At 59.4% G+C, this 13,997-nt stretch carries 9 protein-coding genes and 3 pseudogenes; 5 read left to right on the forward strand and 7 right to left on the reverse strand.

The annotated features are described in order from the left end of the window. Both G3436_RS15460 and G3436_RS15465 read right to left on the reverse strand, forming a co-directional pair. A pseudogene (locus G3436_RS15460) lies at nucleotides 1–1,034 on the reverse strand (HlyD family secretion protein). Then, the gene (locus tag G3436_RS15465) at nucleotides 1,031–2,560 is read right to left on the reverse strand and encodes an MFS transporter (RefSeq protein ID WP_163946491.1); all 1,530 of its coding nucleotides are present in this window, start codon (nucleotides 2,558–2,560) and stop codon (nucleotides 1,031–1,033) included. The pseudogene G3436_RS15460 and the gene G3436_RS15465 overlap by 4 nt, the downstream one beginning before the upstream one ends. A gap of 81 nt (nucleotides 2,561–2,641) precedes the next feature. Here G3436_RS15465 and G3436_RS15470 point away from each other — a divergent pair, with 81 nt between their 5' ends. Continuing rightward, complete coding sequence (locus G3436_RS15470; protein ID WP_163946494.1) at nucleotides 2,642–3,397, forward strand: IclR family transcriptional regulator; 756 nt, start codon at nucleotides 2,642–2,644, stop codon at nucleotides 3,395–3,397. A gap of 13 nt (nucleotides 3,398–3,410) precedes the next feature. Here the strand turns inward: G3436_RS15470 and G3436_RS15475 are convergent, their stop codons facing one another. Further along, nucleotides 3,411–4,307: a LysR substrate-binding domain-containing protein gene (locus tag G3436_RS15475; RefSeq protein WP_163946497.1), complete on the reverse strand. Its 897-nt coding sequence runs from the start codon at nucleotides 4,305–4,307 to the stop codon at nucleotides 3,411–3,413. A 157-nt stretch (nucleotides 4,308–4,464) separates the two neighbouring features. On the opposite strand from G3436_RS15475, the gene ydiJ reads away from it, so the two are divergent. The 3 genes from ydiJ (at nucleotide 4,465) to G3436_RS15490 (ending at nucleotide 8,937) form a co-directional block, all read left to right on the forward strand. Continuing rightward, complete coding sequence (gene ydiJ, locus G3436_RS15480; RefSeq protein WP_163946500.1) at nucleotides 4,465–7,518, forward strand: D-2-hydroxyglutarate dehydrogenase YdiJ; 3,054 nt, start codon at nucleotides 4,465–4,467, stop codon at nucleotides 7,516–7,518. A 15-nt stretch (nucleotides 7,519–7,533) separates the two neighbouring features. Then, nucleotides 7,534–8,283 carry a TraX family protein gene (locus G3436_RS15485; RefSeq protein WP_163946503.1) on the forward strand — a complete coding sequence of 250 codons (750 nt, stop codon included), beginning with the start codon at nucleotides 7,534–7,536 and terminating at the stop codon, nucleotides 8,281–8,283. Between the two features lie 249 nt (nucleotides 8,284–8,532). Beyond that, nucleotides 8,533–8,937, forward strand: a complete 405-nt coding sequence (locus tag G3436_RS15490; RefSeq protein ID WP_163946506.1) for a DUF2251 domain-containing protein — start codon at nucleotides 8,533–8,535, stop codon at nucleotides 8,935–8,937. 1,360 nt (nucleotides 8,938–10,297) lie between these two features. On the opposite strand, the gene G3436_RS15500 is transcribed toward G3436_RS15490, so the two are convergent. Together G3436_RS15500 and G3436_RS15505 are read right to left on the reverse strand one after the other, a co-directional pair. Further along, nucleotides 10,298–11,008, reverse strand: coding sequence for a glutathione S-transferase family protein (locus G3436_RS15500; protein WP_163946509.1), 711 nt, complete (start codon nucleotides 11,006–11,008; stop codon nucleotides 10,298–10,300). A 50-nt stretch (nucleotides 11,009–11,058) separates the two neighbouring features. Beyond that, entirely contained in the window at nucleotides 11,059–11,817 is a 759-nt protein-coding gene (locus tag G3436_RS15505; RefSeq protein ID WP_163946512.1) for an SDR family NAD(P)-dependent oxidoreductase, read from the reverse strand. A gap of 157 nt (nucleotides 11,818–11,974) precedes the next feature. On the opposite strand from G3436_RS15505, the pseudogene G3436_RS15510 reads away from it, so the two are divergent. Next, nucleotides 11,975–12,853: pseudogene (locus tag G3436_RS15510) on the forward strand (AraC family transcriptional regulator); the annotation flags it as partial. Between the two features lie 172 nt (nucleotides 12,854–13,025). Here G3436_RS15510 and G3436_RS15515 read toward each other — a convergent pair. After that, a pseudogene (locus G3436_RS15515) lies at nucleotides 13,026–13,277 on the reverse strand (substrate-binding domain-containing protein); the annotation flags it as partial. A 461-nt stretch (nucleotides 13,278–13,738) separates the two neighbouring features. Beyond that, on the reverse strand, nucleotides 13,739–13,997 hold a 259-nt coding region (locus G3436_RS27675), incomplete at its 5' end, for a hypothetical protein (protein ID WP_243667167.1).

Raw genomic sequence — 13,997 nt, forward strand, 5'->3', positions numbered from 1 at the left:
TCAACGCTGCTCCTGCGCGGTGTCGACATTGGCCACTACCGACATGCCGATACGCAAACGGTCCAGGCCGGGCTGATCTGCATCGAAGACGATTTTCACCGGAATGCGTTGCACTACCTTGGTGAAATTGCCGGTGGCGTTGTCTGGTCGAATGCCGGCGAATGACAAGCCGGTGGCGGGCGCACGCTGTCGATATGCCCGACGAACGTGTGGTCCGGCACGCTGTCCACGCTCAACTCGACCCGCTGGCGAGCGTGCATGTGGGCCAGTTGGGTTTCGCGAAAGTTCGCCACCACAAACGCATCGTGCAACGGCACCACGGCCATCAGTGCCTGGCCCTGGGTCACGTAGGCGCCGACGCGCACTGAGCGTTGTCCGACCATACCGTCACGCGGGGCGGTGATACGGGTGTAGGAAAGATTCAACTGCGCTTGACGCAACGCCGCTTCATCCTTGGCCAGCGCCGCAAATGCGGCTTCACGTTGCGCCTTGAGTACATCCAGCGCCTTGATGGCCGCAACCCGCGAGGCCTCATCGCGGTCACGCGAAGCACGCCAGCCTTGCAGTTCGGCATCCGCCTTCTGGCGCTCCTGCTGGGTGCCTGCACCCGCATTGGACAGGTTGAGGTAGCGCTGGGCGTTGGCCTGGGCATAGGTGAGCGAAGCGGCGGTAGCGCGGGTGGTGGCGCTGGCCTGCTCGATCACGGCTGCCTGGCGCTCGATGCTGGCGGCCAGGTTCTGCAGGGCTGCCTTGGCGGCCTGAACATTGGCCTGTGCAGCGGCTTGTGCGACCAGCGAATCGCGGTTGTCGAGCTCAACCAGCACCTGGCCGGCACTGACCGACTGATTGTCCTCAACCAGCACCTGGCTGACCTGGCCCGACAGACGCGGTGCAACCAATACCGAATCGGCACGGATGTAGGCATCGTCAGTGCTTTGCACGGTGCCCTGCTTGAGAATGCTGTACCCCGTGTAGACGACGCAAAGGGCGACGGCGGCGCCAAGCAGGGTGATGGCGGTTCTGTGTTGTTTCATGCGGGTACCGGGGGTTGCGGTGGATAGGCGCGTTTGGGCAGGGTCGCGAGCACGACCAGCAACACGGCGATAACGATGAGCAACGCGAGAAAGGCGTCGCTGAAACTCAGTACAAACGCCTGCTCACGCACGCGCCCGGCGAAACCGGCCAGCACCTGGGCGTCATGCAGCGCGCCGAGCGACTGTGGATCGGCGCCGTAGCCATCGAGCAGCGTGTTGGAGTGCAGGTGCTGGCGGTGGGTGATGAAGTTTTCCAGCACCGACGCGGCGACTACCGAGAACAACCCGCGCAGCGTGTTGACCATAGAGGATGCGAACGGTCCCTCCATGGGGTGAATCACGCCAGTGGCATTCATCAGCAGGGGTACTACCACCATGGGCTGGGCAATGGCGTGGAGCATCTGCAGCCCATAAAAGTCGTCGCGTACCCATTCGCTGGTGATCAGCGAGCCGCCCAGGCACGCCAGGCACAACAGCCCGAGCCCGGCGGCAATCACATAGCGCGAATCGACCCAGTTGCGATTGATCACCCAGGCTACCAACGGAGCCAGCAACAGTTGGGGCAGGGCGATCAGCAGGGCCGTGGGCATGGTTTGCAGTGGGCGATAGTCCTGAACCCCGGTGAGGTAGGCCGCCGGGATTGCGCTGCCGGCCATGCCCAGAAACAGGAACAGGCATAGCGTGACGATGCCGTAGGCAAAATTGCGACGCTCCAGCAATTGCAGCTTGAACAGCGGCAAGGGGTGAAACCATTCGTTGAGCAGGAACACGGGCAGGCATACCGCAGCGCCCAGCAACAACAGGCTGATCAACGGCGAATTGAGCCAGTCCAGGCGCTCGCCCTGGGTCAGCGCGATCACCAGCATCGAAATGCCGCTGACGCCCAGCAATGCGCCTTGCCAATCTGCCTGCCTGAAGCGTTCCAGGCGCAGCGGGTCCTGGGGTAGGCCGTAGGCGATCAGGCCGGCGCCAATCAGGCCGGCGGGGACGATCTGCCAGAACACCATGCGCCAATCACCGCCTTCGGTCCACAGCGAAGCCAGCGGCATGGCCAGGTTGGGGCCGAAGGTGGCAGTCAGCGCATAGGCCGACAGCCCGTACAGCTTGATGTGCCAGGGCAGAAAGCGCAGCGCTGCGGTCATCAGCAACGGTGGCAGCGCACCACCGGCCAGGCCTTGCAGTACGCGCAGGGTGATCAGGCTTTCGAGGTTGGGGGCAAAGGGCACCAGCAGGCCAAAACCGACAAAGGCACACGTGGCCAGGATCGCGAAGCGCCGCAGCGAGAAGGTCACCGCCAGCCAGGGCGCTACCAGCATGGCCGAGACCTCGGCGGCGGCGTAGGCGGAGCTGACCCACGTGCCTTCGTCATGCCCCAGGCCGTACACACCAAGAATATCGGCCAGCGTGATGTCGGTGACACGATCATTGATGCCTGAGCTCAGGGCCGCGATCAATACACCGATCAAGCCGAGGGCCAGGCGCCAGCCGAAGGGGGCGGGCGCGGGAGGAGAAGGGGGTGATGACACGAGAACAATCCTGTTACTGCGGTAGAGATAAGGCCTGCTTGGCGATACACTGTACCGATTGTTGATACGACGGACAAGGCAATGGTCATTCAAGATACGGATCGGGGTGGGGTGCAGGTCATTGCGAGGGCGGCGGCGATTTTGCGCTGCCTGGAGGGCGAGCCCGGGGGTTTGAGCCTGGGGGCAATTGCCAAGCGCAGTGGCTTGCCGCGCTCGACCGTGCAGCGCCTGGTTGACGCGCTGGCCCATGAAGAGTTGCTGGAGGTGCGTGGCCGTGCGGGGGTATGCCTGGGGCCAGCACTGATGCGCCTGGCCTCTCACAGCCATGTGGATATTACCCAGAAAGCCCGGCCTTATCTTGAGGCGTTATCGCAGGCGACTGGCGAAACCGCCGTGCTGGTGACTGCCAGCGGCACCGACCTGATGATCCTGCAGTCGGTGGTGTCGCCGCATGCGTTGCGCGTGGCGCCGATGGCGGGCGACTTTCTGAGCATCTATGCGACATCGGGCGGCAAAATCCTGCTGGCCAGGATGGACGATCAGGCAGTTATCGACCTGCTCGGGCCGACGTTACGCCCACTTACGCCCAACACACCTTCGCTCGCGCAATTGCTGGAGGAACTGCAGCAGGTGCGCGAGCAGGGCATCGCCCTGGCCTTCGACGAGCATACGCCAGGTGTCGGCTCTATCGCGGTGGGCCTGGAGACGCCACAGGGGCATTACTCGATCAATGTGGTCGGCCCGAGTTGGCGCCTGGAAGCCGCACTGGCCAGCGCCCGCGGCGCTCTGCTGCAGTGCCAGCAGGAGCTGCTGGACGCCTTGCGCTGTATCGATTGATGTGTTGCATGCGTCAACTGTCGGGAAACTCCACCGACAGTAACCATTGGGTAAACACCTGCAATGAAGGCAGGTGCTGGTACCGTGCAGGGTAGGTGAGGTAGTAGCCCCGGCCGCTGTCGACCGGCTCGAACAATGCCACCAGCGCGCCGCTGAGGATTTCGTCCTGTACCAGAATGCGCGGTACCAGGCCGATCCCGATACCTGCGACCGCCGCCTGAATCAGGTGCGCAGTCAGCTCAAACCCAGGCCCCATGCGCATCGCCCGGTGCTGCAGGCCGTTCTGCTCGAACCAGTCGGCCCAGGCATGCGGCCTCGACACTACGCTGAGCAACGATTGCTGCGACACATCGGCAGGCGTCAGGTTGGCGTAGCCTGGGAGGGCAGTGGGGCTGGCGACCACGCTGAGGGTCTCGGACAGCAGGCGATGCGCCACATGCCCCGGCCAGTTACCCGTGCCGACGCTGATGAGCGCATGCATCTGCTCACTGTCCTGCTCGGCGGGGGCAATACGCGAATGAATATGCACCAGCACGCTGGGGTGGCGGCGGTAAAAGTCGTGCATGCGCGGCAGCAGCCATTTCGAACCGAACGTCGGCAGTACCGCCAGGTGCAGTGGCCCGTCGCCCGCCTTGTGGGCGATGGTCTGCAAGGTCGCATTACGAATGCGCGCCAGCGCCGCCGCCAGCTCGTGATGGTACAGCGCCCCGGCGGCCGTCAACTCGATGTGCCGGCCTTCGCGATTGAACAGTGCAACGTCGAGCTGGGCTTCAAGGGCCTGCACCTGGCGGCTGACGGCACTCTGGGTCAGTGCCAGTTCTTCGGCTGCCTTGGTGAAGCTAGCGTGCCGTGCCGCCGTCTCAAATGCGATCAACACCGACATAGAGGGCGTGAGTCGTCTTGGGTTCATTCATAAAACTCATGCAAAAATCACACGAAATACATTTGCCGGTCAGCCCCACAAGCTGGAACATAGAGCCCATAAAGAATGCGGCAGACCTTGCCTGGCTGCCAAGCATACGTGTTTTGAATGTGACCTTGCGTCATTTATCGCTCAGGATCTTGTCATGATTGCCTTGCTTGCCCCCGACCGTGAACCCACCGGCCACTACCAGCGCTTCCTCGATGCACTGCAAAGCGAAGGCTTTCGCGGGGAGGTCGCCAGGGACCTGGGCTTGCGTACTGTGCTGGCCACCGACAACTCCATCTACCAGCGCCTGCCCCAGGCAGCGGTGTTCCCGCGTGATACGGCGGATGTGGAGCTGCTGGCGCGCCTGATTGCACTGCCTGTGCACCGTTCAGTGGTACTGACGCCCCGTGGCGGTGGCACCGGCACCAATGGCCAGTCGTTGACCGACGGCATCATCGTCGACCTGTCGCGCCACATGAACACCATCCTCGAAATCAATGTGGAGCAGCGCTGGGTGCGCGTGCAGAGCGGTGTGGTCAAGGATCAGCTCAATGCCGCGCTCAAGCCCCATGGGCTGTTCTTCGCGCCGGAGCTGTCCACTTCCAACCGCGCCACCGTAGGCGGCATGATCAATACCGATGCGAGCGGGCAGGGCAGTTGCACCTACGGCAAGACCCGCGACCACGTGCTGGCACTGAGCACCGTGCTGTTGGGCGGCAGCCGTCTGGACACGGCCGCCATCGATGCGCAGCAATTGCGGGTGCAAACCGCACGCAATGACAAGATTGGCGAGGTTTATCGTACCGCCCAGGGGATTGCCGATGACAAGGCGGCACTGATCAAGGCGATCTTTCCCAAACTCAACCGCTGCCTCACCGGCTACGACCTGGCGCACCTGCGTGAAACGCCAGAGCGCTTCAACCTCAACAGCGTGCTGTGTGGCTCGGAAGGTTCGCTGGGGTTTATCGTCGAAGCCAAGCTGAACGTGCTGCCTATCCCCAGGCATTCGATCCTGGTGAATGTACAGTACGCCGCCTTCATGGACGCGCTGCGTGATGCCAAGGCGCTGATGGCGCACAGCCCGCTGTCGATCGAGACCGTGGACTCCAAGGTGCTGATGCTGGCAATGAAGGACATCGTGTGGCACGGCGTGGCGCAGTACTTCCCCGCGCATGCCGAGACCCCGACCCTGGGTATCAACCTGATCGAGTTCAGCGGTGACGACCTCGATGCCCTGGAACTGACGGTGGATGCGTTCATCCAGCACCTGCAGCAGGACACCTCGGTAGTACGCCTGGGGCACACCCTGGCCATCGGCGCACAGGCGGTCAACCAGGTCTACACCATGCGCAAGCGTTCGGTCGGCCTGCTGGGCAATGTGCAGGGCGAAGCGCGCCCGCAACCCTTCGTGGAAGACACCGCAGTACCGCCGGAAAACCTCGCTGACTACATCTTCGAGTTCCGCGCCTTGCTCGACAGCTATGGCTTGCAGTACGGCATGTTCGGCCACGTCGACGCCGGCGTGCTGCACGTGCGGCCGATCCTTGACATGAAGGACCCAGCCCAGGCGGCACAGATCCGCCCGATCTCGGACGCGGTGGCCGCACTGACCCACAAATATGGCGGGCTGCTCTGGGGCGAGCACGGCAAGGGGCTGCGCTCGCAGTATGTGCCAGACTTCTTCGGTGAGCTGTACCCGGCGCTGCAGGACCTGAAGGCGGCCTTCGACCCGTTCAACCAGCTCAACCCGGGCAAGATTGCCACGCCGGCAACGGTGCCCTCGGCACGCCTGACCGAGGTGGATGCGGTCACCCTGCGCGGTGAGCTCGACCGCACCATCGACGAGCGGGTGTGGCAACACTATGAAAGCGCCGTGCATTGCAACGGCAACGGTGCCTGCTACAACTTCGACCCGAACGACGCCATGTGCCCGTCCTGGAAAGCCACGCGCAACCGTATTCACTCGCCCAAGGGCCGTGCTTCGCTGATCCGTGAATGGCTGCGACGCCAGGGCGAGGCGGGTGTGGATGTGCTGAACCTGGCCAGCGCAGGGCAGGTGACGGGCGTTGCCCGGCGTACGCTCAATTCGTTGGCACGCCTGGTGGGGCGCAAGGATTTTTCGCACGAGGTGTACGAGGCCATGTCCGGTTGCCTGGCCTGCAAGTCGTGTGCAGGGCAATGCCCGATCAAGGTCAATGTGCCGGAGTTTCGTTCACGCTTCCTGGAGCTTTACCACAGCCGTTACCTGCGGCCGATGAAGGACTACCTGATCGGCTCGCTGGAGTTCAGCATTCCGTACCTGGCGCGCATGCCGCGCCTGTACAACGCAATCATGGCCGCCACACCGGTGCGCTACACGCTGCAGCACCTGGCCGGCATGGTCGACAGTCCCTTGCTCAGTACCCTGGACTTCGCCGCCGAATGCAAGCGCTGGAACGTGAAGGTGGCGACGGTGGGCGAGTTGTCGGCGCTGTCGCAGGAGCAGCGCCAACGCAGTGTGATCCTGGTGCAGGACGCGTTCACCCGGTTCTTCGAGACGCCGTTGGCGGCGCAATGGCTGGAACTGATCAGCCGCCTGGGCTACCAGGTTTACCTGGCTCCGTTCGCGCCCAACGGCAAGCCGCTGCAGGTGCAGGGCTTCCTGGGCGCGTTCGCCAAGGCGGCGCACTTCAATGCCAGGTCGCTGCTGTTGCTGCAGGCCAGCGGGATCCCGCTGGTGGGGCTGGATCCGGCGATGACGCTGGTGTATCGCCAGGAGTACCGCAAGACCCTGGGCAGTGACGCTGCCCCGGTTGTCGCCTTGCCGCAGGAGTGGCTGGCTTCGGTGCTGCCCGAGGCACCGGGGAAGACTGCGCAGGAGGTGTATCAGTTCTTGCCGCACTGCACCGAGAAGACCAACGAGCCTGCGGCCATTGGCCTGTGGCAGCAAGTTTTCGAACGCATGGGACTCGCGCTGCAGGTATTGCCCAGCGGCTGCTGCGGAATGTCGGGTACCTACGGCCACGAGACGCGTAACGTCGCTACCTCCAATATCATCTACCAGCAGTCCTGGCAGCCACTGGTGGCCAAGCACGGCAAAGGCGGGCGCTTGCTGGCCGATGGGTACTCGTGCCGCAGCCAGGTCAAGCGTCAGGAGGGGCAGGGGATTGAGCATCCACTTGAGGTGCTGTTGGCCAAAGTGAGCGCAATGCATGCCAGCACGGATGCTTGACGCACGCGAGGTGCAATGACGATTGAACCGATACCGCTGAGCACGCAGCCCGTGGCGCGCAATGCCGCGCTGGACCTGGTGAAATGGCTGGCCATGTTGAGCATGCTGCTGGACCACCTGCGCATACTCTGCCCGGGGATGCACAGCCTGTTCGTGCCGGGGCGCCTGGCGTTCCCGTTGTTCTGCGTGGCGATCGCTGCCAATGTGGCGCGCTCGCGTTCCGCGCGCCTGATCAACGACTCGAATGCACGCTACTTGGGTGGCATGCTTCTGTTCGCGAGCATTTCCGAGGTGGTGTACCGCCCCATGAGCCCCGCTGGCACGTTGAACGTGATGTTTACGCTGTTGCTGGGGCTGGTGATTGCCTGGGGCGTTCATTACCGCAGCGTGCTCGCTGCCTGCATGGCCACGGGTGCTGGGGCCATCGCCGCCTGGATGAATGAGCCCTTGATGTATGGGTTTCTGGGTTGCCTGCTGCCCGCCGCCTTGCTGTTGGCCATCAAGCGGCCGGGGCCGGTATGGGTGTTGCCCGCGTTGCTGTGTGTGGCGATCAATACCCGTGACAGCTTGTGGGCAAGGGCGATGGACATGGATGCGTACTCTCTGGCCGTATGGGGCAGTGCATTCAGCGCACCGCTGATTGGCCTGTGGTTACTGCGTGCTCCACTTGCTTGCAAGGTCTGGCCGGTGCGCCAGTGGGCATACTGGTTCTATCCGGTGCACCTTGCAGTGCTGCAAGGCATACGGGAATTCATGCAGTGCTGAAGGGTGATGCGAGGGACATGCTGAAACGATGAGAGTTTTTCCTGGAGGCGTCCTGTTGCTGGTGGCGCTAAAGGAAGGAGGTGTGTGCTCAACACTTAACTCAACTAAATAGTCATTTAGTTGAGTTAAGTGTGAAACGTTGCAAGTTTTAGTGGGAACAGGGCATCTGAAGCGTCTGGCAACTTGCGAGCAAGGCGTCTGGCTAGGCATTATCGGCGTTTTTCACTTCACCACGACAAGGATTGCCACATGCCCGTTTATCTCGCCGCCGAACAGGAACTGATCGTAGGGCGCACGCTGGTAGTAGAAGCACCGGCGCAGGAAGGACCGTATGTCGTCGTATTCGAAGACGATGAGGATACAGCTTACTTCTATGCCTTGGACACTTCGGCCGACGACAACCCGATTCAGGACGCGCTGCATATCTACAATGCCAGCGATGTATCTGATAAAGAAAAGCCCTCGACGGTCAAGATCGGCTGGTCCATGGACCACACCAAGGCCGTACTGTTGATCAATGATTATCCTCACGCAGTGTTCGATTTCCAGGCCAGGCAAGGTTATTGCCGCACGGCGTTCCCGCCAGCGACCGGCAATGGCTGGTCGGAAAATGGCCATGAGTGGAATGACGATGTGTTGGGATTGTTTGGCTGATGGTGAACAGGCGCTTGGTGGTGACGCTCAGGTGCATGCTCAGGATTAGCGTTCGACGCGGCCAGAGGGAGCGCCTGGCTGCGTTTGTTTGCAGAAGAGATCCGGCCCGAGAACTGGCTCGGTCGAGGGAGGTGCCAGGGGTTGAAATTTGTCCTCCTACGGCGTTGGTAGCCCAATACACTGCTACGCATAATGTATATTATGTTAAATCATATGCCATGTCAGATATGTTCATAAGCCACGTAAGGTAAGCTCTACCAGTTAATCGGAAACCACCGACGGTTTCGCGGAAAGCCTTTGAGGTCGCGTACATGCGTTGCTTACCCAAGCCAATATGTCGGCTTGTGCTCGACGAGTAGTTATCTCGAGCATTAATGGTGAAAGACTCGTTCGCCTAACCAAAGTGTGCCCTCGGCATCTTGGCGCCTGTGGCCAGGCTGGTGGCAATCACCCGCGCTTCAATACTTGCCACATGGGGCACGACGTGATTTGCCGCACGATGAAGACCTCTGGCCGTGAGGATGCGATGATCATCCGCCCCGCCCCCCATGATTTCTGAGATTAGAAATCTACTGGGTGGCAGACGCACCCTCGTGCGCTCATGGGATGCGTTGGCGTTATTGCTCAGGCATGTGGGCATTGTGCGAAAATACCGGGCTATTCTTGGAAGTTGCATTCGGCGGTGAGGATACGTTGCGAGCGTTGCGCGTGGTCGGTCAAATGGACATCTCGAATGTAGAGCCGATCTTGGAAAATGTCGAAAACATGCTCAGAGAGAAATGGGATTGGGCCCTTCCCCGCCCGCTCCTCATGAAGTCGTTTGCCTCCAGCCATCTCGACCTCCAAGCAGCAGTCAGTACAGCGCGACTACTCAGTCTGGAACCGTAGGATGCGGCGAATGCCCATGACGATACTTTCCTAGGATCCGCCGCCCATTTTTTCGAGGGCCGCTTCTACATTGGCAAGCTTCTGCATCAACTCAGCTTCCCTCAACTTCCTTGCGGCGTAAGCGTCGGGCCAACACACTTATCCGATCCAAGCCAATGATCTTTGCGCTCCGATCTGGCTGCCATCAGCGCGTTCGAACCAATCAAGCCGTTCGGTGAGCACCTTGTTACCGTCAGCGGCGATGGCTAGCATTTCAAAGCGCACCGTGTAGTGGCCACTCCTTGATTGACCCAAACCGTGCTGGGCGTGAACCAACGCCGTATGGCAACCCTACCGCCATCTTCAGGATAAGCAGCAAAAAAAGCGGTGACATTCTCGATTGGTTTTGGCATGGAGGTGTCGTCTATCAAATGAAATGAGGCAGTGCGGCGAGAACGCTCTCTTGCGGTAGTTCTCCGTAGTATTTGAGATCCTATCTACTCAAGCCTGCTAGAAGGTCGTTACGTATCGAATCTGACAGCAGTGCCTGCTGGTTAACAAGATGCTGCTGGAGTCGATTGGCGTAATCTTCTCCCACTGCAGACATGACACTTGGCCTGTCCGCCAATGAAGATCGCCAGGCCGATACGCGGGGAAGATCGTTGAAGATCGGCTGGGAGACGACTGGGCTCAGCACGTCGAAGTATCGAAAAATAGGCGCAAACACCGCATCGACCATACTGAACGATGATCCTGAGAAATAGGGCCCTTGATCAAGCTTTGATTCAAGCTGATGCAATTTATCTCTAAAGGCAGTTTTCTTGCTATCGGCCATTTCCAGATCTTTGGCGTTTAGGAATTGCCAGGCATCGGAGAGCGCCGCCACGCCAAACTCTGCCCAGGCGCGTTGTTGGGCACGAGACAACGCATCATCGGAATAAAGACTGGCGCCTCCCTGAGTTTCGTTCAGGTATTCGCAGATGGCCGTGCTTTCAAACAACGTTGCGTGCGTACTGTCCGCTAGCGCTACCCCGAGTAATGGCACTTTTCCCGACGGCGAAAGCGCCAAGAACCAGCCAGGCTTCGCTGAGAGATCAATGTTGATCCTCTCAAAGGGCACATGTTTTTCCAGTAGCACAATGGCCGCTCGTTGAACGAACGGGCACAGAGGATGGCTGATGAGCGTTAATTGAGCGTGCGGCATGGTGGTCTCTCGAAAAAGCCAGTGACGGGGTGGTTTTAATCCGGCGGTGGCTACAGCAACTGCCCGCCCGAGATGTCAAAAGTCGTCCCATTAGCCCACGCCATGTCATCGGACAGGATGGCAGCTGCCGCACCGCCGATGTCGTCCGGTAGACCCACACGCCCCAGCGCAATGCCCTGCGCAACGTAGGCGTTCACATCCTTGTTGTCACGCACTGCACCACCACCAAAATCGGTTGCGATGGCACCTGGGGCAATCGCATTCACTCGAATCTGGCGCGAACCCAGTTCTACAGCCATATATCGGGTCAGCACTTCAACTGCCGCCTTTACCGCCGCGTAAACGCTGTACCCTGGCAAAGTAAACCGCACGAAGCCGGAGGATACGTTCAGGATACGACCGCCATCTTCCACGAGCGGTAACAGCTTCTGAGTCAGGAAAATCGGGCCGCGAAGGTGCGTGGCGACCAGTGAGGCAAACTGATCTTCGGTTGCGTCAATAAAGTTCGCAAAGAGGCCATTGCCGGCATTGTTGACGAGGAAGTCGAAGCGCTCGCGACCGAAGTCGGTCTTCAGTGTATCTGTCAGTGCGTATGAAAAAGCCTGGTAGCTGGCGGTATCGGTGATGTCGAGCGCCAGCATCGCTGCCTTGCCGCCTTGCGCTTGTATTTCCCGCATCAGCGATTCGGCTTCAGCCGCGCCGCTGCGATAAGTGCCGATGATGTATACGCCGCGCTTGGCGAGGTGAAGGGCCATGTTGCGGCCAAGGCCACGGCTGGCGCCAGTGATGAGTGCGATCTGATTGGTCATGGACTGTCTCTGCTAAGTTAGGCACGCCTTTCGGCGGTTTCTTCACCTGCCCAAGATAAGCAATGACGGGTATGCAACCCACACCCAATAAGCTCAATTTATTGCCTGATTGTATCAATCAGCTTGCATGGTGTCGGAGCTTGGTCATAATCGGCGCATGAATAAAGATCTTGCACCGCATCTTGATATAGCCCTGCGCCATGCGCCACCGGGTTTGACCACCACGCCGATCCCGCGTGTGGATCTCTGTGTTGGCCAAGGTTCTACAGACAAGGCGCCGTGTCTTTATCGCTCAATGATCTGCTTCATCCTACAAGGCTCTAAGAGCGTTTCTATTAACGACAGTCTTCTTGGTTACGGCAGCGAACAATATCTCATCAGCGCCCTGGATCTGCCTCTGATCGGCCAGATTTTTGATACTGAAGACGGACAGCCCTACGTTGCGGTATCGCTCGTGCTGGATCCGGCCATACTGGCTGAACTGGCGGCGAACATGCCGCCGATTCGCGAGTGTTCACAAACAGGAATTGGCATCACGATTAACCCGATGACCGCTTCGCTTCGCGATACGTTGCTACGCCTATTGTCATTGCTCGACACGCCTGCCGATATCCCAGTTCTCGGCCCGATGGTTGAACGCGAATTGCTTTATCGTCTTCTACTCGGCCCTCAGGGACGGCTGCTGCGCCAGATTGCGCAACCCGATGGCGCAGTTGGCAGTATCCGTCGCGCTGTTGCCTGGATCAGGGACAATTACAACACTCGACTGCGCATCGAGGCCTTGTGCGTCGCAAGTGGCATGAGCCGGGCAAGCCTGCATCGCCACTTTCTGTCGATGACAGGCCTAAGTCCGATCCAGTATCAGAAACTGCTTAGATTGCAGGAAGCTCGGCAGCTTTTGCTTGCTGGCGAGCACCGCGCATCTGATGTGGCGTTCGCTGTGGGATATGAAAGCGCTTCACAGTTTAGCCGCGAATATTTGCGACAATTCGGCGTTTCGCCTGCCCGCGACGTGCGCGCGATACGGCAAGCTATCACTGGCGAGGCTGCTCAAAACGAATTCAAGGCTTGTCAGCTCACGACCGCGGAGAAGTTGGCCCGGGCAAATCTGGCAACTTCTTCCGCGCAAGTGCAGTAGTCGAACGAGCGTTTCCGCGCAGAGAGTTGACCTATTGAATAACTACGAAGTCTAAAGACATCTCGATTGCTCAAGTAGGCTCCGCCGCACGGTGAAATGCTGTCTGCGAGAGCGACCAGTGAGCACACTCTCGAAGCCCCAGCATACACGGCGAGGCAAGGTAGTCGAGTAGCGCCTGGGCTGCGGCATGATGCTGGCTCTTGCTGACGACCGCGCCCGAATACATTGTCATTTTCTGCGCTTCGGCCGGTATCAGACCAACGATGTCGATGCCCTTGACCGGCTTGAGCTCGCTTAGCTGTTGAAAGCCGATCTGTGCCTGGCGGTCGAACAGATCGATAACAGCCACCAAGTTGCTTGCTGTTCAATTTCATCTCGTTCATCAGCTTGCGCGCCTCGAGTTGCCCAATCTCTATGCCGTCCGCGCGCATTATGAGTTCGCCTATAGGCTATTGATGTGCTAAAAAATCGGGCATAGCGCAAACCATGTAGTGCCGCCGCACCTGGGCCTGATGAAACAGTGAGGCGCAATATGCTTGACACCAAGAATGGCCGTAATACTGGACGATTGACACATTGAAGAACGAAATATCATTTGTACATTCAAGCTTGCCAGCAAGGTCTCTTTCGCCAAATATTCTAGTAGCTGATGGGTGCGAAGAATACCCTGGCATTCAGGGCACTGGTTTTTTCTGCAACAAGAATGGCTCTATATTTTATGTTACTGCCCGTCACTGCCTGACAAAAGACCACAAACAAAATATTGCAGAATTCTCTAGCCTGTTAAGAATACCTTATACCGAAACAACCGAGTTCAATAGAAAGACAGTGGCATTTGACAGCGTTTTTTCTGTCACGCATAAATCGGAGGACATACCCGGTACTTTTTTGGATGCCGTGGACCTTCAGGGTGTCTGAAAGTACTGCCCAGACCTTATGGCCGTTTTGCTGGAACGGTCCATACGCCTTCCTCCAAGCGGTGAATGGTTCAACAAATTTATCAACAGCAAGATTGCGAAAACTGCCTTTGATGAGTGGTGAC

The sequence above is a fragment of the Pseudomonas brassicae genome, assembly GCF_010671725.1.
Taxonomy (GTDB): Bacteria; Pseudomonadota; Gammaproteobacteria; order Pseudomonadales; family Pseudomonadaceae; genus Aquipseudomonas; species Aquipseudomonas brassicae.